Origin of the sequence: Aquabacterium sp. (assembly GCF_036279655.1) — a bacterium.
Classification (GTDB): Bacteria; Pseudomonadota; Gammaproteobacteria; order Burkholderiales; family Burkholderiaceae_C; genus Aquabacterium.
Window position 1 is genome coordinate 1 of record NZ_DASUIT010000089.1, and the last position, 23151, is coordinate 23151.

Annotated in this window: 25 protein-coding genes; 7 read left to right on the forward strand and 18 right to left on the reverse strand. The window is 66.5% G+C overall.

Annotated elements, in window-relative coordinates:
• Nucleotides 1-8: 8 nt before the first annotated feature.
• Complete coding sequence (gene gstA / locus VFW84_RS10730) at nucleotides 9-614, reverse strand: glutathione transferase GstA (protein WP_329680444.1); 606 nt, start codon at nucleotides 612-614, stop codon at nucleotides 9-11.
• Between the two features lie 158 nt (nucleotides 615-772).
• Between gstA and VFW84_RS10735 the strand changes: the two genes are divergently transcribed.
• Nucleotides 773-1264, forward strand: a complete 492-nt coding sequence (locus tag VFW84_RS10735) for a CBS domain-containing protein (RefSeq protein ID WP_329680445.1) — start codon at nucleotides 773-775, stop codon at nucleotides 1262-1264.
• On the opposite strand, the gene VFW84_RS10740 is transcribed toward VFW84_RS10735, so the two are convergent.
• Both VFW84_RS10740 and VFW84_RS10745 read right to left on the reverse strand, forming a co-directional pair.
• The gene (locus VFW84_RS10740; RefSeq protein WP_329680446.1) at nucleotides 1247-1675 is read right to left on the reverse strand and encodes a PACE efflux transporter; all 429 of its coding nucleotides are present in this window, start codon (nucleotides 1673-1675) and stop codon (nucleotides 1247-1249) included. The genes VFW84_RS10735 and VFW84_RS10740 overlap by 18 nt on opposite strands.
• Nucleotides 1676-1693: 18 nt before the next feature.
• Nucleotides 1694-2329 carry a hypothetical protein gene (locus VFW84_RS10745; protein ID WP_329680447.1) on the reverse strand — a complete coding sequence of 212 codons (636 nt, stop codon included), beginning with the start codon at nucleotides 2327-2329 and terminating at the stop codon, nucleotides 1694-1696.
• Between the two features lie 44 nt (nucleotides 2330-2373).
• On the opposite strand from VFW84_RS10745, the gene VFW84_RS10750 reads away from it, so the two are divergent.
• Complete coding sequence (locus VFW84_RS10750) at nucleotides 2374-3012, forward strand: DUF2238 domain-containing protein (RefSeq protein WP_329680448.1); 639 nt, start codon at nucleotides 2374-2376, stop codon at nucleotides 3010-3012.
• Here the strand turns inward: VFW84_RS10750 and VFW84_RS10755 are convergent.
• The 7 genes from VFW84_RS10755 to VFW84_RS10785 form a co-directional block, all read right to left on the reverse strand.
• A complete protein-coding gene (locus VFW84_RS10755) occupies nucleotides 2960-5104 on the reverse strand; it encodes a peptidase domain-containing ABC transporter (protein WP_329680449.1) in 2145 nt (714 codons plus the stop codon). The two genes, VFW84_RS10750 and VFW84_RS10755, sit on opposite strands and share 53 nt — an antisense overlap.
• A 22-nt stretch (nucleotides 5105-5126) precedes the next feature.
• A complete protein-coding gene (locus tag VFW84_RS10760) occupies nucleotides 5127-6383 on the reverse strand; it encodes an HlyD family secretion protein (protein WP_329680450.1) in 1257 nt (418 codons plus the stop codon).
• Nucleotides 6380-7852: a TolC family protein gene (locus tag VFW84_RS10765; RefSeq protein WP_329680451.1), complete on the reverse strand. Its 1473-nt coding sequence runs from the start codon at nucleotides 7850-7852 to the stop codon at nucleotides 6380-6382. The genes VFW84_RS10760 and VFW84_RS10765 overlap by 4 nt, the downstream gene beginning before the upstream one ends.
• A gap of 93 nt (nucleotides 7853-7945) precedes the next feature.
• Nucleotides 7946-8200, reverse strand: a complete 255-nt coding sequence (locus VFW84_RS10770; protein ID WP_329680452.1) for a hypothetical protein — start codon at nucleotides 8198-8200, stop codon at nucleotides 7946-7948.
• Between the two features lie 160 nt (nucleotides 8201-8360).
• Entirely contained in the window at nucleotides 8361-8537 is a 177-nt protein-coding gene (locus VFW84_RS10775; protein ID WP_329680453.1) for a hypothetical protein, read from the reverse strand.
• Nucleotides 8538-8631: 94 nt separating this feature from the next.
• Nucleotides 8632-8820: a hypothetical protein gene (locus tag VFW84_RS10780; RefSeq protein WP_329680454.1), complete on the reverse strand. Its 189-nt coding sequence runs from the start codon at nucleotides 8818-8820 to the stop codon at nucleotides 8632-8634.
• 221 nt (nucleotides 8821-9041) lie between these two features.
• The gene (locus VFW84_RS10785; RefSeq protein WP_329680455.1) at nucleotides 9042-9848 is read right to left on the reverse strand and encodes a DeoR/GlpR family DNA-binding transcription regulator; all 807 of its coding nucleotides are present in this window, start codon (nucleotides 9846-9848) and stop codon (nucleotides 9042-9044) included.
• 102 nt (nucleotides 9849-9950) lie between these two features.
• Between VFW84_RS10785 and glpD the strand changes: the two genes are divergently transcribed.
• A complete protein-coding gene (glpD, locus tag VFW84_RS10790; RefSeq protein WP_329680456.1) occupies nucleotides 9951-11552 on the forward strand; it encodes a glycerol-3-phosphate dehydrogenase in 1602 nt (533 codons plus the stop codon).
• 4 nt (nucleotides 11553-11556) lie between these two features.
• Here the strand turns inward: glpD and VFW84_RS10795 are convergent, their stop codons facing one another.
• Complete coding sequence (locus VFW84_RS10795; protein ID WP_329680457.1) at nucleotides 11557-12528, reverse strand: PaaI family thioesterase; 972 nt, start codon at nucleotides 12526-12528, stop codon at nucleotides 11557-11559.
• Entirely contained in the window at nucleotides 12525-13124 is a 600-nt protein-coding gene (locus tag VFW84_RS10800) for a hypothetical protein (protein ID WP_329680458.1), read from the reverse strand. Before VFW84_RS10800 ends, VFW84_RS10795 begins: the two co-directional genes overlap by 4 nt.
• Before the next feature lie 234 nt (nucleotides 13125-13358).
• Here VFW84_RS10800 and VFW84_RS10805 point away from each other — a divergent pair, with 234 nt between their 5' ends.
• Nucleotides 13359-14891, forward strand: coding sequence for a methyl-accepting chemotaxis protein (locus tag VFW84_RS10805; RefSeq protein ID WP_329680459.1), 1533 nt, complete (start codon nucleotides 13359-13361; stop codon nucleotides 14889-14891).
• On the opposite strand, the gene VFW84_RS10810 is transcribed toward VFW84_RS10805, so the two are convergent.
• Together VFW84_RS10810 and mnmA are read right to left on the reverse strand one after the other, a co-directional pair.
• Nucleotides 14837-15304 (reverse strand): PIN domain-containing protein, encoded by a 468-nt coding sequence (locus VFW84_RS10810; RefSeq protein WP_329680460.1) that lies wholly within the window; start codon nucleotides 15302-15304, stop codon nucleotides 14837-14839. The genes VFW84_RS10805 and VFW84_RS10810 overlap by 55 nt on opposite strands.
• A gap of 11 nt (nucleotides 15305-15315) precedes the next feature.
• A complete protein-coding gene (gene mnmA / locus VFW84_RS10815; protein ID WP_329680461.1) occupies nucleotides 15316-16449 on the reverse strand; it encodes a tRNA 2-thiouridine(34) synthase MnmA in 1134 nt (377 codons plus the stop codon).
• A 195-nt stretch (nucleotides 16450-16644) separates the two neighbouring features.
• On the opposite strand from mnmA, the gene VFW84_RS10820 reads away from it, so the two are divergent.
• Nucleotides 16645-18210: a methyl-accepting chemotaxis protein gene (locus VFW84_RS10820; protein WP_329680462.1), complete on the forward strand. Its 1566-nt coding sequence runs from the start codon at nucleotides 16645-16647 to the stop codon at nucleotides 18208-18210.
• A gap of 11 nt (nucleotides 18211-18221) precedes the next feature.
• Here VFW84_RS10820 and VFW84_RS10825 read toward each other — a convergent pair whose 3' ends face one another.
• A complete protein-coding gene (locus VFW84_RS10825; RefSeq protein WP_329680463.1) occupies nucleotides 18222-18752 on the reverse strand; it encodes an NUDIX hydrolase in 531 nt (176 codons plus the stop codon).
• Nucleotides 18753-18886: 134 nt separating this feature from the next.
• On the opposite strand from VFW84_RS10825, the gene VFW84_RS10830 reads away from it, so the two are divergent.
• Nucleotides 18887-19450, forward strand: a complete 564-nt coding sequence (locus VFW84_RS10830; RefSeq protein WP_329680464.1) for a hypothetical protein — start codon at nucleotides 18887-18889, stop codon at nucleotides 19448-19450.
• A 20-nt stretch (nucleotides 19451-19470) separates the two neighbouring features.
• Complete coding sequence (locus VFW84_RS10835; RefSeq protein ID WP_329680465.1) at nucleotides 19471-20079, forward strand: hypothetical protein; 609 nt, start codon at nucleotides 19471-19473, stop codon at nucleotides 20077-20079.
• A 37-nt stretch (nucleotides 20080-20116) separates the two neighbouring features.
• On the opposite strand, the gene VFW84_RS10840 is transcribed toward VFW84_RS10835, so the two are convergent.
• The 3 genes from VFW84_RS10840 to VFW84_RS10850 all read right to left on the reverse strand — a co-directional run bounded on the left by VFW84_RS10840 (nucleotide 20117) and on the right by VFW84_RS10850 (nucleotide 23079).
• Complete coding sequence (locus VFW84_RS10840) at nucleotides 20117-21589, reverse strand: methyl-accepting chemotaxis protein (RefSeq protein WP_329680466.1); 1473 nt, start codon at nucleotides 21587-21589, stop codon at nucleotides 20117-20119.
• Between the two features lie 59 nt (nucleotides 21590-21648).
• A complete protein-coding gene (locus VFW84_RS10845; protein WP_329680467.1) occupies nucleotides 21649-22329 on the reverse strand; it encodes a TetR/AcrR family transcriptional regulator in 681 nt (226 codons plus the stop codon).
• Nucleotides 22330-22401: 72 nt separating this feature from the next.
• A complete protein-coding gene (locus VFW84_RS10850) occupies nucleotides 22402-23079 on the reverse strand; it encodes a HAMP domain-containing sensor histidine kinase (protein WP_329680468.1) in 678 nt (225 codons plus the stop codon).
• Nucleotides 23080-23151 lie beyond the last annotated feature (72 nt).

Consider the following 23151-nt stretch of genomic DNA (forward strand, 5'->3'; position numbering starts at 1 on the left):
TATAGGAATCAGATCAGACCTTCGGCCTTCAGCGCGGCCTGGACGGCAGGTCGAGCGCCCACCCGGCCCAGGAAGGCGGTGAGGTGGGGCCAGGCGCTGAGGTCCAGTTGAATGACCTTGGCCCAGTTCACCACGGTGAACAGGTAGGCATCGGCGACGCTGAAATCCTCGCCCAGCAGGTAGTTGCGACCTGCCAGTTGGTCGTTGGTGTAGGCCAGTCGGCGCTCCAGATTGGCCCGGGCGGCGTTCTTGATGTCAGGTGTGGCGGCCGGGTTGAAGAAGGGGCTGAAGTTCTTGTGGATCTCGGTGCCGATGAAGGTCAGCCAGCTCTGCATCTGGTAGCGGGGCAGGGTGCCGTTGGCGGGGGCCAGGTTCTTCGCTGGCACCAGATCGGCCAGGTATTGCACGATGGCCGGGCCTTCGGTCAGCAGCTCGCCGCTGTCGAGCAACAGGGCGGGCACATAGCCCTTGGGGTTGATGGCCAGGTAGTCGGCGCCACTGGCGGTGACTTTCTTGGCCAGGTCGACCACTTCGGTCTCGTAGCTCAGGCCGGCTTCTTCCAGCACGATGTGGGGGGACAGGGAGCAGGCGCCGGGTTTGAGAAAGAGTTTCATCGGGGTGTCCTGAAGGAGTTGGGAGCGAAATGATTGTGGCCGAGTCGTCTTGTCCCCGCGCAGGGACAGGGTTTGAGGGGCCAAGGACCAGGGCCGGACGGGCTTGACATCGATGTCGTGCGGGCGCACGCTGATCGCTCGATCATGAGGAGGTGTGCATGAACCTGTCGTCCATCGTCAATCGCACGGTCGCGGTGGCTTTGCCCCACACGTCGGTCACCCAGGCCGCCAAGCTGATGCGTGAGTATCACATCGGGGCCCTGGTGGTGATGAGTTCGGATCAGCCCGATGCCTTGCCCCGAGGCATGCTGACCGATCGGGATCTGGTCCTGGAGGTGCTGGCTCAGGAGGTCGATCCCGACATGGTGACGGTGGGGGACATCTCGCTCGAGCGACTGGTCACGGCCAGCGTCGACGACAGCCTGTTCGAGGCGGTGAGCCGCATGAGCGAGGCCGGTGTACGGCGTCTGGTCATCGTGGACGAGGTGGGGGGCCTGATCGGGCTGGTGAGCATGGATGACGTCATCGTGGCCTTGTCGCAGGCCCTGGTGGCGCTGGCCCAGATCATTCCCTCGGAGCTGCGCGCAGAGCGACGTGAGCGGCCGGGGCTGGACGAAGGTGCCGAGGCAGGCTCAGCCTGGCGCGCGTGAAGCGGCGGGCAGCCCGAAGATGTGGTCGAACACCCAGTTGAACACATAGGTGTAGACCAGAAAGAACAGGACCAGGGAGAGGTCGGCCACCAGTGCGGCCCACCAGCCCAGGTCCAGCCACCACATGAACAGGGGCACGGTCAGCAGCACCAGGCCGCCTTCGAAGCCCAGGGCATGGGCCGCGCGCCGCAGGGCGCTGCGGCCGTGGCGCGTCTGGCGGCGCTCCCAGGCTTCAAAGAGCAGGTTGAACACCAGGTTCCAGGCCATGGCCAGCACGGAGCTCAAGACGGCCAGGCCCATGGCGCCACCCGTGTCCGACCAGCCCAGGAGCTTCACGGCCACGGTCACGAAGGCAATGGCCAGGGCTTCGTACAGCAGGGTGTGCACGATGCGGCGTTTTACACCTTGCACGGCGGGCTTCCCGTCAGATCACCGGCGGCTGAAGAAGAAATCCATGTCGAGAGCATCTGGATAGGTGCCGTCGGTCTTGGGTTTGTCGGGTGGGCTGATGTAGAGCCGATTGTTTTCCAGCAGGCGCAACTCCTTGTCGACAGAGCCTTCCGTGAATTTCTGGATGGCGACCTGGCGGACGGGGTTGCCAAATTCGATGAGGAGGTTCTTGTCGGAGTCCGTGGTCTTGGCCCGAGGGGTGGTGGTGCTTTGCAGCAAGCCTTCGACCAAGGTGACGGTGACCTGGTCCACGGTACGGCCGTCGATCTTGGTTTGACCGTCCAGCACCCAGGTCGATGTCGGTAGGGTCAGTGTCACGAGCAGGCTGTCGGCCGGGCAATCCTCGGCGCCGAAGAAGGCCTTTTGATACACCGCGGACACCGTGCGAGCGTCGGTGGGCGTGAGGGTCAGGATGTCAAAGTAGTACAGGCCTTCCGAAATGGCCATGCACGAGGTATCAAAGCGGCCCTTGTAGGCGGCAGATGCCCAGGGTGCGGCGGGAGCGCTTGCCGAAGACGCTGCGGCGGGATGAACCTGTGCACAACCGATCAGGGCGGTGATGCTCAGCGCGGTGAACAGGGCAATGCCTGCGCGGATGATGGCGTTCTGGCTCATGTGTCGGTGTCGTGGATGGTCAAGGCCTGTTAGTGTACGGACTCATGCATGCTGATCGATCCTCCATTTCCCTCAAAGTGGCCTATGGCTTGTTTGCCGTGGTGTTTTTCTGGTCCTGGTGGCAGCCCTTGTGGCCTGTCGAGCAGGCCATGCACGACAGTCTGACCGTGGCAGCTTTGTTGGCCCTGTGGGTCTGGCGTGATCGTTGGGCCCTGCGCGCCAATGACCAGATGCTGATCTTGCTGTTTCTCTCGCTGCACAGCCTGGCGGCGCACTGGTTGTACTCCAACGTGCCTTACGACGCCTGGACGCGGGCCTGGCTGGGCGTGTCGCTCAACGAGTGGATGGGCTGGCGGCGCAACCACTTTGACCGTCTGGTGCACTTCATGTACGGCGTGTGCTTCACGCCCGCGCTGTTCTCGATCGCGCTGGCGCGCCTGACGCCTTCGGTGGGGCTGGCGCGTGTGCTGGCGGTGGGGGCCATCATCGTCAGCGGGGTGGTCTACGAGTGGCTGGAGTGGGGGGTGGCCCTGGCCCTGTCCCCCGAGGCGGCCGAGTCCTACAACGGCCAGCAGGGCGATGTGTGGGACCCCCACATGGACATGCTGCTGGCCGCGATCGGCGCGCTGATCACCTGGCCGTGGCTGCGGCCAGCTTCGCCTCGAACTCCGCAGGCTTCATGAGCTGACCGCCCCAGAGCATGTAGATCTCGTCGCCTTCGCTCAGGCTGTGCTGGCGGTGGGTGATGATGAAGCGGCCGCTGCCCAGGGCGTTGATGGACTGCTGCACATGGTGCTCGGTGTCGAAGTCCAGGTGGCTGGTGTACTCGTCGAGCAGCAGGAAACGCGGCTTCTTGTAGAGCGCGCGGGCCAGCAGCACGCGCTGCTTCTGGCCACCCGACAGGGTGGCGCCCATGCCGCCTACCAGGGTCTGATAGCCCATGGGCATGCGCATGATGTCGTCGTGCACACAGGCCAGTCGGGCGGCCTCTTCGACCTTCTCGGGCGTGGCCTCGACATCGTTCATGGCGATGTTGTCGTAGATCGAGCAGGAAAAGAGCTGGTCGTCCTGGAAGACCGTGCCCAGCACCGAGCGGAAGGCCTCGGCGCCGATGCGCTGGATGGACACGCCATTGAGCAGCACCTCGCCCGATTCAGGGATGACCTGCCCGGAGAGCACCTTGAGCAGCGTGGACTTGCCGCAGCCCGAGGGGCCCACCACCGCCACGGCCTGGCCGGTGCGCAGTGTCAGGTTGATCTTGTCCAGCACGGGCTCTTCGCCAGTGGAGTAGCGGAAGGTGACGTCGCGCAATTCCAGCGTCATGGGCTCCTCAGGCCGCAGCGACAGGGCAGCGTGGGCGGGTGAGGGGGCCTCGGTTTCGGTCAGCACGATGTCGGCCAGACGCTCGCCCTGCAGCTTGAGCAGGCGCAGGCTGATGACACGTTCCAGCAGTTCGGAGACGCGCTGCAGGAACTGGCTCTTGTAGGCCATGAAGGCCACCAGCATGCCGATGGAGAACTGCTCTTCCAGGATCATCTGGGCGGCCAGGTAGAGCACCAGGGCCTGCTCGACCGCGCCCACCACGCCATTGACGCCCTGGTAGAGCATGCTGATGCGCTGCTGGCGGACATTGGCATTGACCATGGCGGCCTGCTGGTTCATCCAGCCGCCGACACGCCAGCCGGGCTTGGCAAAGAACTTGATGGCGGCCACGCCCCGCAGGGTCTCCAGCAGGAAGGTCTGCGCATTGGCCTCGCGCACGATGAGCTCTTCGGCGGCCTGGCGGTAGGGGTTGAAGACCGCAAACCGCACGGCGGTGTAGATCGCGGCCACGCCCAGCACGATCAGCGCCAGCGTGGGGCTGTACATGAACATCAGACCCAGGGTGACCAGGCTGACCACGCCGTCGAGCACGGTTTCCACCAGGTGGCTGGTGATGGTGTCCTGGATGGTGTCGACCGAGCCGAAACGCGAGAGCACATCGCCCGTGTGGCGCTTGTCGAAGTAGGACAGCGGCAGCTTGAGCATGTAGCGGAACACATTGGTGCTCGACGAGATCTTCCACGACAGGCTGGCACCCAGCACGATCCAGCTGCGCAGCAGCCGCGTGCCCAGGGACATCACCGCCAGCAGGAAGGTGGCCAGGGCCAGCACGGCCAGCAGCGGCGCATCGCGGGTCACGACGACATCGTCGATGATCCACTGGCTGAGCATGGGCATGAGGATGGCGAAGATCTCCAGCACGATGGACAGCGCGGCCATCTGGGCAAAGGCGCGCCACAGGCCTTTCTGCCCAGTGAAGAGCACCTTCAGATCGAAGGGGGTTTTTTCAGCCTTCTTCTGGAAGCCCGAACTGGGCGAGACCTCCAGCGCCACCCCGGTGAAGTGGGGGCTGACCTCCTTCATGCTCAGGGTGCGCTCGCCCACCGCCGGATCGAGGATGGTGATGCGCTGGCTGTCGGCCTTGACCAGCACCACAAAGTGGTTGAGGTCCCAGTGCAGCATGCACGGGGTCTGCAGTTGGGGCAGCTCCTCGAGCTCCAGGCGCAGGGCGCGGTTGGCAAAGCCCATCTGCTCGGCGATTTCCATCAGCCGTGCCAGGGTGGCTCCCCGCGAGGACAACTCGAAGCGGCGGCGCAGGGTCAGCAGGTCGGTCTCATGGCCGTGGGCGGTGGCCAGCATGGCCAGGCAGGCCAGGCCGCATTCCGCCGCTTCCGACTGCAGGATCATGGGCGCGCGCTTGCGGGGCCACAGCGAGAGCAGGTTCGATGTCATGGTCACGTCAGTGTCTCGGGGGTCAGAGCTTGCCGCTGAAGGCGAACAGCGGGTCCATCATCCAGCGGATGAGGCGGCGGCGGTCGATCTCGACATCGGCGGTCAGGGTGTGGCCGGGGCGCACGGCGATCTCGGTGCCATAGGCCTTCACGGTGGGCTTGTCCAGGGCCACGCGGACCATGAAGAAGGCGCGGCGGTCCTGGCTGCCGCCATTGGCGCTGCTGGCCACGGGCACATCGGTCTGCGACACGCTGCGCACGGTGCCCTTGTACTGCCCGAAGCGCTGGTAGGGGAAGGCGTCGTAGCTCACGCGCACGTTCTGCCCGGCCTGGATGAAGCCCATGGCGGTGCTGGGCACGTAGAGCACGGCCTCCATGGTCGAGTCGCCCGGAACGACGGAGGTGATCAGGCTGCCAGCCGACACGCTTTGCCCCGGGGTGACCATCACGCCGGAGATGGTGCCATCGATGGGGGCCTTGAGCAGCAGCACGCGGGCGCCGCGTCGCTGCACCTGTTCCTGCTGCAGATTCAGCAGATCGCGGTCCAGGCCGGCGCGTTCGACGCGGTGCTGCGCACTCAGGCGCTGTTGCTCGTCCTGGGCCTGGGCCAGATCGGCCTCGGTGGCGCTGCGCTGGCGCTTGAGCGTCTGCAGGCGCGCCGTCTGGTCGAGCAGCACCTGGCGTTGCTGTTCATATTGCAGATCGGAGATGATGCGTTCGGCCAGCAGGGGTTCGAGCTGGTTGAGCAGCTTGCGCGCCGAGGCAATCTGCTGCTCCTGCAGGCGGGTTTCTTCGCCGAGGGTGATCAGATCCCGTCGACCCTGGGCGATGCGCTGGTCCAGCGCGGCGAGCGCTGCACTCTGGGCCTGGGCCTGGTTGTCGGCCTGGGAGAGCACCTGCTGGCGTTGCCCTTCCAGGTTGCGCTCCAGCAGGGCCTGGGTGTTGCCGGCATCGCTGAAACGCTCGTTGCTGATCTCGGCGATGACATCGCCGGCCTTGACGCGCTGCCCCTCATTGACCAGCACGCGCTTGACCAGTCCCGCCTCCGGTGGCACGACCATGGCCACGCCCGCGCGCGGCTGCACCACGCCCTGCACGCGCTCCTTTTTGGTGTAGGAGCCAAACACCAGCACCAGGATCACGGCGATGCTGAGCAGGACAAAGAACCAGGTCAGTCGAGCGGCGCCGACGGGCTGGATGGTGATGGCCTTGCCGGAGGTGGTGTCCGAGCGGGCGGCCAGGACCTCCTGCCGGAACAGCGATTGCGGATCGGAACTCATGGGGTGCGCTCCTGCAGGGGGGCGGTATCGAACAGAGGGGTCAGGGGGGCCACGCCGGTGGGGTCGAGTTGATCCAGCAGCGCCAGGATGGTGACCTGGGCGCTCACGGCCGTGATGCGGGCACTCACCAGGCTCTGGCGGGCGGCGTAGATCTGCTGTTGCGCATTGAGCAGGTCCTCGTTGGTGCGCATGCCGGCCACGAAGGCCTTGCGCACAGCCTCGTAGGTGGCGGTGGCGGTCTGCTCGACCTGGCGCTGCACCTCGATCAGGCCGCGGGTCTGCGCCAAGGTCTGATAGGCATCGCGCAGTCCGGTGTCGATCTCGGCCAGGGCTTCGTCGCGGCGCGCCTGGGCCTGGCTGAGCAGGGCGGCGGCTTCCTGGGTGCGACCCTGGTGGTAGCCGCCAGTGAACAGGGGCCAGTTCAGTTGCAGACCGACCGACTGGGTCGTGAGGTTCTGCTTTTCGGTGATGCCGTCGAACTGTTGCACCTGCCGGCTGCGCTGGGCCTGGGCCACGGCGTCGAGCGTGGGTTGCCAGCTTTCGGCCTGGCGGGCCTGGGTGGTGGCCTGGGCGGCGTTGATCTGGGCCTGGGTGTCCTGCAGTTGGGGGCTGCGCTCGCTGGCCTGGCGCAGGGCGTCCATCAGTTCGGGCACGACGATGGGCAGATCCGGCCCTTGGGGGTTGAGGCCGGCGGGCAGGCGCACGGCGCTGCCCGACAGTCGCTCGATGATCAGGCGCTGGCTGGCCAGGCGGGTGCCCAGTTCCTGCAGCGTGGCTCGGGCCTGGTCGACGCGGGTGCGGGTTTCCAGGACGTCGAGCACGGTGCCGGCACCGGCCTGCAGGCGGCGTTCATTGATGCGCAATTGCTCTTGCAGCAAGGCCAGTTGGGCCTCGATCAGACGCCGTTGTTCGGCGGCTTCGGCGGCCGTCAGGTAAGCGGTGCTGAGTTCACGTGCCACCGACTGGCGGTTGCCGCGGGCCTGCCACTGTGCCTGCTCGGCCACGGCGGCCTGCGCGCGCGCCGAGGCGCGGTCGGCCGGACGCCACACGGGCAGGACGGCCGACAGGGTCAGGGAGGACGCCGGGGTGCGGCTGTCCAGGCCGTTGTAGGTCTGGCGTTGTTTGCTGCTGCTGGCGCTGGCATCCAGGCGGGGCATCCAGGCATTGGCCCAGACCTGCCGGCTTTGGGCCTGGGCGGCGAGCGCGCCGGCGTCGGCGGAGCGGTTGCTGGCTGATTGCGTGGCGGCCTGCGCCAGCAATTCGGGCCAGGCCTGGGGCGCGTTGGCGGTCGTGGGGGTGGCCAGCGTCAGGACGGTGGCGGGCTGGCGGGCGCGCTCCGGTGCCGGCATCGACAAGGTGTGCGTCCAGGACAAGGCCAGGGTGTCGGGGGCGGCGGGCAGGCCAGCCGCCCATGCGGGACAGCTCAACAGCCACAGAGGAAGCCAGCGAGGGCGAAACACGTCAGACATCGCGAGAGTATGGCGCCAACATGACAAAGGCCGCTTGCGCGGCCTTGTGGTGATGCAGCGTCAACGCTGCATCAGATGGGCAGGTGCCGTGGATCAGAGGATGACAGGGCCCGTGGGCGTGCCACCACCGCAGGTGGGGGGCGTCGGGGTGCACAGCTGTGCGGTGGGCGAGGTCTGGCCGGTGCACAGCAGCTTGATGGCGCCACCGATGAAGCCCAGCACGTAGGCCAGGGGGGTGAGGCAGGTGGGCGCGGGTGCGCAGACAGGCTTGGGCTGGCAGCTGGGCTTGGGCTTGCAGAAGGTGCCGCCGCTCACGGCGGTCAGTTCGTTTTGATGCAGGGTGCGCATGGTCTTGTCCTTGGGGTGGCTGCGGCCAGGGTGGTCGCATCGGTCGGTGAAATAAGTCACGCATTGTGGCACCCTTGTGCGGAGGGGCCCCATCCCTAGATTGAGGGTGCCGGCCGGTTCGGGGCCGATGCGCCTCCTGCGTCCGGCGGGGGCCCGTGGGTCAGGCGGTGGGCGCCTTGATGCCCCACTTGCTCCAGTCGATGGAGAAGAGCTTGTAGGTCTTGGTGTCGGTGACCAGGTTCACGTGAACGTATTGTTCGACCTGGTTCACGTCAACGACGATGGCGGCTTTGGCGCCGGAGACCTGGGCGAGTTCCTGCTTGTCGAGTGTGCGCATGATGGTGTGTGGCTTGGGGGAGAGTGGATCGGGAGAGCCCCTGCGCCATGCCAGGCAGGTGCAGGGGCTGCAGCGTGTCAACGCCAAGGGCGAATTACTTCTTGCCCCAGATCACGTTGACCAGCACGTCGACCAGGCTGTTGGACACGACCACGTTGGTCGAGCCTTCAGGCTTGGCCACCACGTCGACGTTCACCAGGGTCTTGCCGAGCTGGGCCAGCCAGTCGGCCAGCTTGCCGGCACCGTTCACAGAGGTCACTTCTTGTTGGGTCAAAGTACGCATATCTAACTCCGATTAACGAGTTGGTTTTAATGTGGCGTGCGGCATGCGCGCCGGTGACCATTCTGCGATTGTCAAAAATCTTACATACTCCTGCGAATTAGGGGGGTGCCTGCCCTACAAGGCTTCGGAGGAGATAAACCAAGGGTAATTACCCGCCACTTGGGGTAAGGGTTTGTCCGAAATGTGGCATTCGTGCGCCACATGCGGCCGTCGAACAGGGCTCAGGACGCGATGGTCAGGCTGATGCCCCACTCATGCATCAGGGCCGGCAGGGGGGCGGGCGGCAGTGCATCGGTGAACACGCGGTGGACCTGCTGCAGGTGCAGGGCCGGTGTCGGGGCGGTTTGCGAGAACTTGCTGGCGTCGGCCACCAGCCAGTGCTCGCGCGACTGATCCAGCATGGCGCGCAGCGTGCCGGCCTCGCGGGTGTCGCGGTCGAACACCTGGCCTTGGGCGTCTACCCCCAGGGCCGAGACGATGACGATGTCGGCCTGCCACTGGCGCAGGGCCTCCTCGGTGGCGCTGCCCTCCAGGGCGCCATCGCGCTTGCGCAGGCGTCCGGTGGGCACCTCGACCGTGCAGTCGGGGTTGTTGACCAGGGTGAGGGCCACCGGCAGGCTGTGGGTGATGATGTGCAGCTTCTTCTTGCCTTCCAGGGCCTGGGCCACCGCCTCGACGGTGGTGCCGATGCCCAGCATCACGCGTGAACCATCGGGGATGGCCGCGGCCACCGAGCGGGCGATGCGGGCCTTGGCTTCGGCCTTGAGGGCTTGTCGCTCGCGCCAGGCCACGCCGGGGGGCAGGCCGCGCGCGGTGTGGACGGGGGCGGGCAGGCGCACCCCGCCATGGAAGCGGTCCAGCAGGCCGGCTTCTGTCAGGCGCTGGATGTCGCGGCGCACGGTCTGCATGGTCACGTCCAGCCTTTGGGCCAGCCGCTCCACCGAGACGGCGCCGCGCGCGCGCACTTCGTCAAGCAAGGATTGCTGGCGCGAGTTGGGCGCCCAGGCATCGCTGCGAGGCGAGGTCATGGTGGGGGTCTCCTTATCTTGGTGTGGCTGGCGCTGTCGCGCTCTCGCAGCGTAATCGAAGATGTCGCTGATGTCAGCCTGCGGGGCCGATAACATGTCGTCATGAGTGAAGACCTGACACAGACCCAGGCGCCGGCCGAGGACGACGCTGTCGACGTGCGCTGCGATGTGCTCGTGGTGGGCGGCGGCATCAACGGGGCGGGGGTGGCGCGCGACCTGGCGGGGCGAGGCTGGTCGGTGGTGTTGTGTGAACAGGACGATCTGGCCAGCCACACCTCGTCGGCCTCGACCAAGCTGATCCACGGGGGGCTGCGGTATCTGGAGTACGGGCAGCTCGGGTTGGTGCGCAAGGCCTTGATCGAGCGCGAGGGCCTGCTGCGCGGGGCTCCTCACATCATGCGGCCCCTGCGCTTCGTGCTGCCCCATGATGCGGGCATGCGCCCCGCCTGGCTGATCCGCATGGGCCTGTGGCTGTATGACCATCTGGCGCCGCGCGAGTTTCTGCCTGGCTGCGAGCACATCGATCTGGCTCAGCACCCGGCTGGCCAGGCGCTCAAGCCGCTGTGGCGCGAAGGCTTTGTCTACTCGGATGGCTGGGTGGACGATGCCCGGCTGGTGCTGCTGTGCGCCCAGGATGCGCGCGCCCGAGGCGCCTCGGTGCTGACCCGCACGCGTTGCGAACAGCTTCGGCGCCATGCCCAGGGCTGGCAGGCCCTGCTGGCCCACCACGACCCGCACAGCGGCCGGCTGACCCACCATGTCAGTGTCCAGGCGCGCCTGGTGGTCAATGCGGCCGGCCCCTGGGCGGACCAGGTGCAGCAGATGCTGACCCACCAGCGTGGGGCCGGGGCCGCTCCGACGCCACCGCAGCGCCTGCGCCTGGTCAAGGGCAGCCACATCGTCGTGCCCAGGCTGTTTGCCCACGATCAGGCCTACATCTTCCAGGGCAAGGATGGCCGCATCGTCTTTGCCATCCCCTACGAGCAACGCTTCACGCTGGTGGGCACGACCGATGTCGACTACCAGGGCGATCCCGCCCGGGTGAGCATCGACGAGGCCGAGATCCGCTATCTGTGCGAGGCCGTGGGACGTTATTTCCGCCAGGGCGTGACGCCCTCGGATGTGGTCTGGCATTACGCCGGCGTGCGGCCCCTGATGGACGATGCCCATGGCAAGGCCTCGGCCGTGACGCGGGACTATCGGCTGGAAAAGGCGGGCGGGAGCTCCCCCTGGCTCACCGTCTGGGGCGGCAAGATCACCACCTTCCGCAAGCTGGCCGACCAGGCCGGGCGGGCGGTGGGGGAGTTGCTGGACGATCCCCGTCCAGGCTGGACCCGGGATGCGGTGATGCCTGGCGGGCGCCTGCTGGACCTCATCGATGCCGAGGTCGATCCCGTCAGTGACATGGCCGAGTTCCAGCTCAGGCTGCGGCGACGCCATCCCTGGATGAACCTGGCGCTGGCACGCCGCTGGAGTCAGCAGTACGGCAGCGATGTTCTGCGCCTGCTGGAGGGCGTGCAGGGGCGTGAGGACCTGGGGGCGGAGATCGCTCCGGATGTCTACGAAGCCGAGTTGTCCTACCTGCGCCACCAGGAGTGGGCCTGCACGGGGGACGATGTGCTGTGGCGCCGCACCAAGCTGGGCCTGCACTTGTCGCCCGAGCAGTGCGAGGCGGTGCAGCGCTGGATGGCGTGCGACCGCTGAGGACTCACTCGCTGGCGCGGGGCAGCAGGCAATGGCTGCGTGCCGACACGATGGGCCGGGTGGGGTCGTCCTGCCAGACATGCACCTGCACCAGCGCCACGCGGCTGCCCTGCCGCACTGTGGTGCAGCGGGCCCAGGTGTCGATGGGCTTGGCCGAGCGCAGGTAGTCGATGGCGAAGTCCACGCCACGTGGCGTGGTGTCACGCTGCAGCCCGTTGGAGTAGACCAGGTGCAGCACCGCCGCCGTCTCGGCAAACCCGGCGATCACGCCACCGTGCAGCGCGGGCAGCACGGGGTTGCCGATCAGGCCTGGGTTGAAGGGCAGTTTGAACAGCATCTCGTCCGAGGCGGTTGGCTCGGGCAGTGTGTGACGCTCGACGGCCAGGAAGTCCACATACGGCGACAGGCCGGCCGGCAGGGCCGGCGTGGCCGAGAGCTCGCCCAGGCGCGCCAGCAGCGGGCTGGCCGGCGCGGGCTGGGTGGCGGCGGGGGGCAGGGGGGGCGCCCCGGCGTCCTTGGCGGGCAGGTCGGTGCGCCGTGCATTGGCCGTGCCCAGCATGAAGGTGGCGTTGACGGCGGCCACAGCCTCCTCGCTGCCTTGCTGGAAGACCTCACCGCGCACGAAGGCCACGCTGCGTGACAGGCGGTGGCAGTGCGCTTCGCACTCCAGCACGGCACCCGTCTGGGCGGGGCGCAGGTAGTCCATGCGCAGGTCCAGCGTGGCGAAAGGCACGATGGGGTTCAGGGCCGTGCCGACGGCCACGCCGCAGGCCGTGTCGGCCAGCACCGTGGCACAGCCCGGGTGCAACTGGCCTCGGGCCGCGTCACCGACCCATTCGGCGCGCGCATCCATGCTCACGCGGGCGCGTCCTTCACCGATGGAAACCACACGCATGCCGGCGTCACGGGCGTAGGGGATGCCTTGCAGGAAGGCGTTGCCCCAGGCGGTGTAGTGGGCGTTGTCGAAGATGCTCATGATTTTGGGGTCAGGACAAAGGCCAGACCTCGGTGGGTGATCTTGATGTCCGACACCGTGAAGCCGTGTTTGTCGGCCTTCTGGATATCGTCGGCGCTGAGGCGGTGGATCGGGTAGTTCTGCAGGCGCTCCTCGCTCAGCCAGGAGCCCAGCTTGGTGAGGTGGCGCTCGTAACTGGCGGGCAGGCCCTGGAGCGCGACCTTGTCGATGGTGACCTGGTGCAGGCGGATGGTCTGATCGCGCGGTTCGTAGCGCAGACCGAAGCTCAGCCACAGCGAGCCCTGGTAGGCGCGGCCGAAGAGCTTGTCGCGCGCGGCCAGATCCACATCGGCCAGCACGCGGTTCGAGTCAGGCTGCAGTGTCAGGCGGGGGGTGGTGGCCGTGACCTCGAACAGGTCCAGCACCTGATTGCGCATGGGGAACTGCGTGCTGAGCTGGCGCATCAGCGCATCGCGGCTGATCTCGATGGTGCGCGGCCCCATCAGGCTGACCATGCTGGAGCAGCCGGCCACCGTCAGGAAGGTGCCGGCTGTCAGCGCCCATCCCAGGCCGGAGGTGCTGCGCATCCAGGCGCGGCGTGTCGTGTTCAGTGACATGGTCTGGCAAGAAAAAAAGTCGAAGAGGCGCCCTTGGCGTGGGCAAAGGGAGATCCTAGCGCGAGTGTGAGGGTTTTCCTGGGGGCTTTCGGTGCAAAAGCACCCGAATGTTGGCGCTATTCGCATGCACTGTCTGGCAACTGTACTTGTACATTGTTTGGGCGGTGTGGCTCGACCCCCGGGTGGATGACCCATCGCACACGTCTCAAAAATGGGAGAGCGATGGTGAGCAACTTGAGCATCAGGGTGCGCCTGACGGCGTTGGTGACCGCATTGCTGGTCATGGTGGTGGTGGCGGCGGCGTGGTCGGTCGCCTTGTTCCGACAAAGCAATGCGGTGCTGGGCACGGTCTACAACGACCGGGTCGTGCCGCTGCAGCAGATCAAGCTGGTGGGGGATGCTTACCGCATCCAGATCATCGACGCCGTCCAACGGGTGCATGACGGGGTGCTACCCCCTGCTCAGGCTCTGACGGTGCTGTCGAGTGCGCAGACGCAGATCCGTACCCAGTGGGCGGCTTACGAGGCCACCTATCTGGTGCCCCGAGAGAAGGAGCTGGTGGCGCAGGCGGTGCCCGTCATGCGCCGGGCCGATGAGGCCATCGAGCAACTGCGGCGTTTGCTGCAGTCGGGGCAGACGGGGGTCGTGGACCAGGTGCTGTCCAAGGCGCTGTATCCAGCCACCGACCAGTTGGGCGCGGTCCTGGATCGCCTGACCCAGTTGCAGCTGGACGTGGCCGCGCAGGAATATCAGCAGGCCCAGGCGCACTACAACACGGTGATGCTCTGGAGTGTGACGCTGGCGGGGCTGGCTGTGCTGTCGGGCGGAACCATGGCCTGGGTGCTGATCCGCGCCCTGACACGCGGCATCGACCATGCCGTGCAGGTGGCCGAGACCGTGGCCCGGGGGGACTTGAGCTCGCGCATCGAACCACAGGGACGCGATGAGATCGCGGTGCTGATGCGGGCCCTGCAGCGCATGAATGCCAACTTGGCCACCATGGTCACCCAGGTGCGAGGGGGGGCCGACAGCATTGCCACGGGCGCCGCACAGATCGCCACCGGCAATCTGGACCTGAGCCAGCGCACCGAACTGCAGGCCAGCAGCCTGCAGGAGACGGCCGCGTCCATGGAGCAGCTCATGAGCACGGTGCGCAGCAATGCCGAAACCGCGCAGCAGGTCACCCGCATGGTGGGTGAAACCTCGCAGGCGGTGACCGACGGGGGCGGGGTGGTGCGCGACATCGTGTCCACGATGGAGGCCATCACCAGCAGTTCGCGCAAGATCGCCGACATCATCGGTGTGATCGATGGCATCGCGTTCCAGACCAATATCCTGGCCTTGAACGCTGCGGTCGAGGCCGCCCGAGCGGGTGAGCAAGGCCGTGGTTTTGCGGTCGTGGCCAGCGAGGTGCGCAGCCTGGCGCAGCGCAGTGCCAATGCCGCCCGGGAGATCAAGAGCCTGATCGGCGACAGCGTCGAGAAGGTGGAGGTGGGCGCGCAACTGGTCAGCCGTGCGGGGGCGACGATGGATGACATCGTGGCCCAGGTGCACCGGGTCAGCACTCTGATTCAGGAGATCGGCCAGGCCAGCGTGGCCCAGAGCAGCGGGATCGCTCAGATCGGTGTGGCCGTGCAGCAGTTGGACGAGGTCACGCAGCAGAACGCTGCGCTGGTGGAGGAGTCCGCCGCGGCAGCGGGCAGCCTGCAGCGTCAGGCCGACGAGCTCACCGGTTCGGTGGCGGTGTTCAGGCTGGCGTCGGCCTGAGCGCACCAGCGCTGCAGGCTGGTCACCTCGGTGCCCAGCAGGCGAGCGCGCCGGGCCAGCTTGAGCAGGGCGGCATCCTTGGTGAAGAGCCAGCGCGCCTGCGTGTGCAGGGCCAGGTCGATGAAGACCTGGTCGTCGGGGTCCTTGCAGCGCAGCGGGCCGCGAGGGGGCTCGTCGACCAAGGTGGCGTGCTGGAACACCGTCAGCGTCAGCATCGGCTCGGGTTGCCAGGGCTTGAGGTAGCTGCGCGGCCAGACCTGATGCCACTCCTGCTCCATCGACGGGCAGGCCAGCCAGCGCATCCGGCCGGCCAGGATGGCCTCGGCGATGGGGTGGGCGGCCGGGTCCTTGAACACCCGCCAGTCCAGCAGGGCATTGGTGTCGAGGATGACGATGTCGGGGAGCCGGCTCATGGGGCGCGCGCTCAGGATGCGGCGTTGATGATGCCGCCGCCCAGACAGATCTCACCGTCATACAGCACAGTCGATTGACCTGGCGTGACCGCCCATTGCGCTTGTGGAAAGTGCAAGGTGAGCTCGCTGGCGCTGCTGGCGCGCACCTCGCAGGGCGCGTCGGCCTGGCGGTAGCGCGTCTTGGCGCCCAGGCCGGGGGTGCCGGTGGCTGGGGGCTGGCCGCTGACCCAGCTCAGATCCTGGGCCACCAGCGTGTGCTGCAGCAGCCAGGGGTGGTCGTGGCCCTGCACCACATACAGGGTGTTGCTGGCCATGTCCTTGCGGGCCACGAACCAGGGCTCGTGCTCGCCGCCGCCGCGGGGGGCGCCTTTTTCCTTGACACCCCCGATGCCGATGCCCTTGCGCTGGCCCAGGGTGTAGAAGCTCAGACCCACGTGCTCGCCGATCTGGCGGCCCCGGTCGTCGCGGATGGGACCGGGCTGGTTGGCGAGGTAGCGGTTGAGGAACTCGCGGAAGGGGCGCTCGCCGATGAAGCAGATGCCGGTCGAATCCTTCTTCCTGGCGTTGGGCAGGGCGATCTCGGCGGCGATGCGGCGCACCTCGGTCTTGGGCAGCTCGCCCACGGGGAACAGGGTCTTGCTCAGTTGTGCCTGATTGAGCCGGTGCAGGAAGTAGCTCTGGTCCTTGAGCGGGTCCAGGCCCTTGAGCAATTCAAAGCGCTCGCCCGCCGGGCAGGCCGCATCGGCCACCGCGCGCACCCGGGCGTAGTGGCCGGTGGCGATCTTCTCGGCGCCCAGGCGCATGGCGTGGTCCAGAAAGGCCTTGAACTTGATCTCGGCGTTGCACAGCACATCCGGGTTGGGCGTGCGCCCGGCCTGGTATTCGCGCAGGAACTCGGAAAAGACCCGGTCCTTGTAGTCGGCTGCAAAGTTGACGTGTTCGATCTCGATGCCGATCACGTCGGCCACGCTGGCCGCGTCCAGGAAGTCCTGACGGCTGGAGCAGTACTCGCTGTCGTCATCGTCCTCCCAGTTCTTCATGAAGATGCCGATGACCTCGTGCCCCTGCTGCTTGAGCAGCCAGGCGCTGACGGCGGAGTCGACACCGCCACTGAGGCCCACGACGACGCGGTGGAGTTTCTTCACGGACAAATACCCAGAACTTGGCGGTTGATCAGGCCGACATTGTCGCAGGCCCGGCATAAATGCGCCCCGATCAGGGCACTTCTGCGCCCTTCAGATCAAAAGTCGTACACGTACAGTACGTGAGCAAGATGGGGGCGTATCACGCGCAGTCAAGCCCCCCCCCCGTGTCCGGTCTCGATTCCGAAGGTGCTCGCGATGATGACAAGTACGTGGACGGTCAAAGCCAAGTTGAATCTGGCCTTCGGCATGCTGGCCTTTCTGGTGTTGCTGGTGTCTCTGGCCTCCTTGCGCTCGCTGTCGGCGGCCAACGAGCGCTTCGAGCAGTTCGTGCAGCGGGAGGCGCATCAGCAATCGCTGGCGGCAGACTTGCGCAAAGCCGCCAGTGCGCGTGCGATTGCCGTGCGCAACCTGGTGTTGCTGACCGACGCCAGTGAGCGGGACGCCGAACGGGTCGTGGTGCGGCAGGCACACGCGCAAGTTCAGGAGACGATCGCCCGCCTGAAGGAGGCCGTCTCTGCCGAGCGCGGTGGTGATGATCATGACCGTGAGCTCATCGCGGCCGTGGTGAAAGTCGAAGAGGCCTATGGCCCCGTGGCACTGTCCATTGTCCAGTTGGCTGCCAGCGGGCAACGCGATGAGGCCGTCACCCTGATGAACCGGGACTGCCGGCCGCTGCTCAAGTCCTTGCTGCAGGCGGCCACGGTGTTCATGGACCACATCCAGGAGCAGGCCCAGCTCAATATTGCCGAGGGCCAGGCCAGCCATGATCGCGATCGCCTGATCCTGATCGCGGCCAGTGTGGTGGCCATCGTCTCGGCGGTGGTGCTGGGCTGGATGATCTCGCGGGGGCTGTCTCGTGCCCTGGGCGCAGAGCCCACGGAACTGGCGCAGGCGGTGGGGCGCGTCGCGGCGGGGGATCTCTCTCCGGTGCCGGGTGGCGCACACGCTTTCCCTGGGAGCGTGCTGGCCTCGGTGGCCCTGATGCAGGGCAATCTGGTGCGCATCATCGGTGGCGTGCGCCATGCCGCAGACCACATCGCCACGGCGTCGGCGCAGATCGCCTCGGGCAATCTGGATCTGTCCAACCGCACCGAGCACCAGGCCTCGGCCCTGGAGCAGACGGCGGCGTCCATGCACCAGATGACCGCCTCGGTGCGGCACAACGCCGAAGGATCGCGCCAGGCCAATGTGCTGGCCGAGGGGGCTGCCCGTGTCGCCAGCGAAGGCGGGGCGCTGGTGGAGCAGGTGGTCCACACCATGGCCGACATCAGCGCCAGCAGCCGTCAGATCGCCGACATCATCGGTGTGATCGACGGCATCGCCTTCCAGACCAATATCCTGGCCCTCAACGCAGCGGTGGAAGCTGCCCGTGCGGGCGAGCAAGGCCGAGGCTTTGCCGTGGTGGCCGGCGAGGTGCGTCAACTGGCCCAGCGCAGCGCCAATGCGGCTCGAGAGATCAAGAGTCTGATCTCCAGCTCGGTCGAGAAGGTCGAAGGGGGTGGGCAGCAGGTCCATCAGGCGGGCGCCAAGATGGGCGAGATCGTGGCCCAGGTGCGCTCGGTCACGGCCTTGATCGCCGAGATCAATGCGGCCACGCAGGAGCAGAACCAGGGCATCGAGCAGGTCAATGCGGCCGTGGGTTCGCTGGACCAGGCCACACAGCAGAATGCTGCCCTGGTGGAAGAAGGCACGGCGGCGGCGGAGAGCCTCAAGGCTCAGGCGGCCGAGCTGCTGCGTGAGGTGTCGGTGTTCCGGCTCTGAACCGGCAGGACTCAGGCCGCGCGAGCGGCGGTCGGCGGCGAGAACACGCTGTCGTGCGTGGTCAGGATGGACAGCGGGTAGCGGTGCCCGGCCAGATAGGCTTCCAGGCATTCGAGCACCAGCGGGCTGCGGTGGCGCTCGGGGCAGGCCCGGATCTCGTCGGCCGTCATCCACACCGTGCGGATGATGCCTTCGTCCAGTTGCAGCTGGGGGTCTGGTTCGGAGACGCTGCCATAGTAGGCTAGGCGCAGGTAGGTGATGTCCTCGCCGGTGCGGGTGCGCCGAAAGCGGGACATGAACATGCCCAGAAAGCCTTCGGGGGTGAACTGGCAGGCGGTTTCTTCCAGCGCCTCGCGGATCACGCCCTGCACTGGCGATTCACCCGGATCGAGGTGGCCCGCCGGGTTGTTGAGCAGCACACCGTCGGAGGTGTCTTCTTCCACGAGAAGAAAACGGCCCTCGCGCTCAATGAGCGCGGCCACGGTGACGTTGGGCTTCCAGCGTGCTTTGGGGGTGGCCCCCTGGATATCGACGGGCTTCATGAGCCGAAGATTATCCGCCAATGTGGCGACATCTGCATGACAGGCTTTCACTGGGGGGATCCCTCATTCCTCTGCTAAGGTATGGCCGCTTCGCCATGGGATGGGCGTGGCATTTCAATGAAAGGGAACTCGTTTTGAAGTTGGTCACAGTACTCAAGGGTGGGTTGGTGATGGCCGCGGTGGCCTTGATCACCGGTTGTGCAACCCAGGCGCCACCGTATCAGGCGTCCATCGACAATGTGCAGGTGCTCCAGCAGAAGCTGAGTGCCAAGGTCCGCGTGGGGGCCTTCACGGTCAAGCCAGGTGCCGTGGGCGAAAAGACCATTGCCTTGCGCGCCGTGTCCATGGCCGCGCCCAATGGCGATTACGGTGTTTATCTGGGGGACGCGGTCAAGTCGGAGCTGTCTCTGGCCAAGCGTCTGGATCAGGCCTCTCCCCTGGAGTTGTCGGGCACCCTCCTGGGCAATGACATCGATACGGCCATGGGGACCGCCAGCGGTTATGCCGAAGCGCAGTTCGTGATCGCCAAGGATGGGCAGGTGCGTTTCAGCAAGGTCAAGCGCGGGCAACAGAGCTGGGAGTCGTCCTTTGCTGGGCCGGTGGCCATTCCCAAGGCCCAGCAGCAATACCCGCTGATCATCCAGCAACTGCTGTCGTCGCTCTACAGTGATCCAGATTTTGTCAACGCATTGAAGTGAATGAATAGGGAGATCAAGAAATGTTGAATTTCATCGGAACCATGGGTCGTGCGGCTTCGGTGGCCGCCAGCGCGGTGGTGGTGGCCCTGGTGACAGGTTGCGCTCATCCGATCTCGGTGGCACCTGATCTCAATCAGGTGCCACAGGCGGCGTCGAAGATCAACAAGACGGCGGCCTATTACGTGAGCGCCGAGGACATGGCCAAGGAGGTTGAAACCCCTGGTGGTGGCGGAGACAAGGTCAAGTACGCCCCGTACCGGGACCTGGATTCCGGCTTGTACAAGGCCTTCTCCCAGGTGTTTGACAACGTGGTCAAGCTCAAGAGCCCCCAAGATGCGGCGGCCATCGCGGCGCAAGGCGTGTCTCTGGTGATCAAGCCGACGATCACCACCAGCTCTTCGTCGGACAGTGTGCTGACCTGGCCCCCCACGCAGTTCAGCGTGGACATTCTGTGCACCGTGACGGATGCCAGCGGCAAGGAGTTGGTGCGCACTCACAGCACCGGCCAGGGCGCGGCGACCTTCAGCGAGTTCGTTGGAGACTACTCCTTGTCAGCCAAGCGCGCCTCACAGGACGCGCTGGCCAAGCTGGTGCGTGATCTGGCGGCCTCTGACGCACTGCGTCGCTGAACCTGACGGTGTGAGCGGGTGGGTGCTGACCGGCCAGTCAGGGTAGTCTGAACTGGCCGACGGCCCCCACCAGTGCCGCCGACTCGTTCCGCACAGATTCGACCGCCGACACGGACTGCTCCGCCAGGGCCGCGTTCTGCTGCGTCGCCTGATCCAGATGGGTCATGGCCTGATCGATCAGGGTGATGCCCGAGGCCTGCTCGCTGAGGGCGCCATTGACCTCGGAAATCAGGGTCGACACCGTCTGCACTGCGTCGACCACCTCCTGGATGGTGCTGCCCGCCTGGGTGACCAGGGTGGAGCCCGATTCGACCTTCTCGACCGAGTCGCGGATCAGGGTGGCGATCTCTTTGGCCGCGCTGGCACTGCGCTGGGCCAGTTGGCGCACTTCGCTGGCCACCACGGCAAAGCCCCGGCCCTGCTCACCCGCGCGGGCGGCTTCCACCGCGGCATTGAGGGCCAGGATATTGGTCTGGAAGGCGATGCCGTCGATCACGCTGATGATGTCGGAGATCTTGCGCGAAGCGCTCAGGATCTGACCCATGCTGTGGACCACCTGCTCGACGGTCTGCCCCCCGGTGAGCGCGACCTGGGCCGCGCTGGAGGCGCGTTGATCGGCTTCGCGCACGCGCTCGACGCTGTGCTGGACCGAGCTGCTCAGCTCTTCCACGCTGGAGGCGGTCTGCTGGATGGTGGCGGCCTGCTGTTCGGTGCGCTGCGACAGGTCGCCGTGGCCGCTGGCCACCTCGCTCATGCTGCCCGCCACCGACTCGGAGCGTTGCCGGACATCGGCCACCACGCGGGCCAGGCTGTCTTGCATGTCGGCCAGGGCCTGCATCAACTGGCCCATCTCGTCCTGGGCGTGAACCGGGACGGGGCCGCTCAGATCGCCCTGAGCGATGCGGCGCGCGGTGACCAGGGCTTCGTTCAGCGGGGCCAGGGTGGCTTGACGGATCACCCAGAAGCTGCCGATCAGGGCGCTGATGCCCAGCAGGTTGATGGTCAGCACGATGGCCTTGACGGTGTCGACCGCCTCGGCCACCAGCGGGCCGAACTGGTTGGAGTTGTCCAGCACGACGTCCATGTCGGCGCGCACGCTGCGGGCCAACTCTGCGGTGAGGGGGCCGCTGTCGGCCTGCAGGCGCTCGCGGACGCGGTCCAGATCCTTCATGTCCTTGTGGGGCAGGTCGATCACGCCGCCGTAGCCCATCAGCCGGAAAGCCCATTGCTCAACGGCGAACAGCTCCACGTCGACGCGTGAGGCGATGGCATGGGCCTTGTCGACGGACGCCAGCACATGCTCTTTGGTGGCATCGGTCCTGGCGCCGGCGATCACCATGTCCAGCGAGGCCGAGGCGTGCATCACCTCGGCCAGGTGTTCGCGCTCCAGATAGTGGAACAGCGCGGATTTGCCCAACAAGCGGATCCCCAGCATGACCACCAGGGTGACGATGATCACGGCACTCAGGCCGGCCGTGAACTTCTGGCGCAGTGTCCAGTTGGGGAGCATCAGAAACCTCCAGGGAAGATCAAATCCATGGAGGTTTATCGGTCAGTGCGGCGGATTCTTCAGGCGGGGGCGCTCTGCCAGCGCTCCAGGCACTGGAGCAGTTCGCTGATGACCCGGTCGCGGTGCCGCACGGCCTCGTCGGCGTCGTAGCCGAAGATGCCGATGGCGCAGTGCAGGAAGCCCAGGGCCTGGTACATCGTCAGGATGCGGAACTCGTCGACCCGTGCCTGTTCGTCGGCCCGACCGGCGAACAGGGGACGGGCCAGATCCATGTAGTTCTCGAAGTGGCGGCTCACGCCTGCCTGGGTGAACAACTGGGAGCGCAGGCTCACGAAGTCCACATGGGGCGACTCGTTCAGGAAGATGAAGCGAAAGTGGTCGCGGTGCGCCAGCCAGTAGTCCAGGAAACACCTCAGGTAGGCGCCCACGCGTGCCTGGGGACTGGTGTGTCCTGCCGCCTCGGCGGCGCACAGATCGGCCGACTCCAGGATGATGTCATCCCAGATGTGGGTCAGCAGCGCATCCTTGGTGTCGAAGTACCAGTAGAAGGCCATCGGCGTGACCCCCGCCGTGGCCGTGATCCGCCGGATCGTCACGGCGGCGTAACCTTCGGTCAGGAAGATGTGCCGGGCGATGCCGATGAGCTCGTTGCGGAAGGCCTCGCGCGCCTGCGGGGTGTGGCGACGCCTTCCTCGTGGGGTGGCGGGCGCGGGCGTTTGAATGGGCGGAACGATCTCCATGGTCGCGCGCAGTCTACTCAGGACGCGCGCCGAATCAAGCCTGAACAGGCCAATGCCCTTGGCTGTCTGGGGTTACGCCCTTGGCAGCAGCAGGCGGAAGATGCTACCTCGCCCCAGGCGGCTGCGCATGCTCACACGTGTCCCCAGGTGGGTGGCCATGCGCTGGGCCATGGCCAGACCCATGCCCGTGCCATCGGTCGGGCACAGCTCCTTGCCCAGTCGTTCGAATGGGGCAAACAGCGCGCGGCGCTGACATTTGTCAATCCCTATGCCGGAGTCGGCCACACGCAACAAGACCCCCCCTGAACCAGTGGCCCGAGCCGACAGAACGATGCGCCCGCCGGTGCGGTTGTAGCGCAAGGCGTTGGCCATCAGGCGCCGCAGGATGTGGCGGCACAGCACGGGGTCGGTCCAGGCCCGCAGGTCGGGCGGGGCCTTCACCTCGACCTGGATCTGGTGATGCCGTGCGTGTTCACACAGCACCTCCGTCAGATCCTGGCACATCGCCTGGACGGCCACCGCCTGGGGCTCGGGTGCTTGCGCCTCCAGCGAGATCCAGGCCCGGAACTCGGTCTGCAGGGCCTGCAGCAGCTCGGCGGTGTCATGCAGGCGCGTGGCGTGCGCCGAGTCGAATCCATGCTGATCGCGCCTGAGGCGATCGCTCAGGGTCAGCAGTTCGCTGATGGGCGGCGCCAGGGCGTGGATGAAGCGGTGCAGGCTGTCGACGTCAATGGTGTTGTTGGGGGTCATGAAGGCACAACACGGGCACAAAAGCTTCGCCAGAAACGGGCAAGCCCCGGAAAAGAGGCCCAAGAAGGCGGC

Coding starts and splice junctions, on each gene's coding strand:
- VFW84_RS10795 (WP_329680457.1), bottom strand. CDS start 12,528: ATGAGCATCTTCGACAACGCCCACTACACCGCCTGGGGCAACGCCTTC.
- VFW84_RS10765 (WP_329680451.1), bottom strand. CDS start 7,852: ATGTCTGACGTGTTTCGCCCTCGCTGGCTTCCTCTGTGGCTGTTGAGC.
- VFW84_RS10785 (WP_329680455.1), bottom strand. CDS start 9,848: ATGACCTCGCCTCGCAGCGATGCCTGGGCGCCCAACTCGCGCCAGCAA.
- VFW84_RS10840 (WP_329680466.1), bottom strand. CDS start 21,589: ATGCTCCCCAACTGGACACTGCGCCAGAAGTTCACGGCCGGCCTGAGT.
- VFW84_RS10800 (WP_329680458.1), bottom strand. CDS start 13,124: ATGTCACTGAACACGACACGCCGCGCCTGGATGCGCAGCACCTCCGGC.
- VFW84_RS10820 (WP_329680462.1), top strand. CDS start 16,645: ATGATGACAAGTACGTGGACGGTCAAAGCCAAGTTGAATCTGGCCTTC.
- VFW84_RS10810 (WP_329680460.1), bottom strand. CDS start 15,304: ATGAGCCGGCTCCCCGACATCGTCATCCTCGACACCAATGCCCTGCTG.
- VFW84_RS10770 (WP_329680452.1), bottom strand. CDS start 8,200: ATGCGCACCCTGCATCAAAACGAACTGACCGCCGTGAGCGGCGGCACC.
- VFW84_RS10735 (WP_329680445.1), top strand. CDS start 773: ATGAACCTGTCGTCCATCGTCAATCGCACGGTCGCGGTGGCTTTGCCC.
- VFW84_RS10825 (WP_329680463.1), bottom strand. CDS start 18,752: ATGAAGCCCGTCGATATCCAGGGGGCCACCCCCAAAGCACGCTGGAAG.
- VFW84_RS10760 (WP_329680450.1), bottom strand. CDS start 6,383: ATGAGTTCCGATCCGCAATCGCTGTTCCGGCAGGAGGTCCTGGCCGCC.
- VFW84_RS10745 (WP_329680447.1), bottom strand. CDS start 2,329: ATGAGCCAGAACGCCATCATCCGCGCAGGCATTGCCCTGTTCACCGCG.
- glpD (WP_329680456.1), top strand. CDS start 9,951: ATGAGTGAAGACCTGACACAGACCCAGGCGCCGGCCGAGGACGACGCT.
- VFW84_RS10780 (WP_329680454.1), bottom strand. CDS start 8,820: ATGCGTACTTTGACCCAACAAGAAGTGACCTCTGTGAACGGTGCCGGC.
- VFW84_RS10775 (WP_329680453.1), bottom strand. CDS start 8,537: ATGCGCACACTCGACAAGCAGGAACTCGCCCAGGTCTCCGGCGCCAAA.
- VFW84_RS10845 (WP_329680467.1), bottom strand. CDS start 22,329: ATGGAGATCGTTCCGCCCATTCAAACGCCCGCGCCCGCCACCCCACGA.
- VFW84_RS10755 (WP_329680449.1), bottom strand. CDS start 5,104: ATGACATCGAACCTGCTCTCGCTGTGGCCCCGCAAGCGCGCGCCCATG.
- VFW84_RS10850 (WP_329680468.1), bottom strand. CDS start 23,079: ATGACCCCCAACAACACCATTGACGTCGACAGCCTGCACCGCTTCATC.
- VFW84_RS10750 (WP_329680448.1), top strand. CDS start 2,374: ATGCATGCTGATCGATCCTCCATTTCCCTCAAAGTGGCCTATGGCTTG.
- VFW84_RS10835 (WP_329680465.1), top strand. CDS start 19,471: ATGTTGAATTTCATCGGAACCATGGGTCGTGCGGCTTCGGTGGCCGCC.
- gstA (WP_329680444.1), bottom strand. CDS start 614: ATGAAACTCTTTCTCAAACCCGGCGCCTGCTCCCTGTCCCCCCACATC.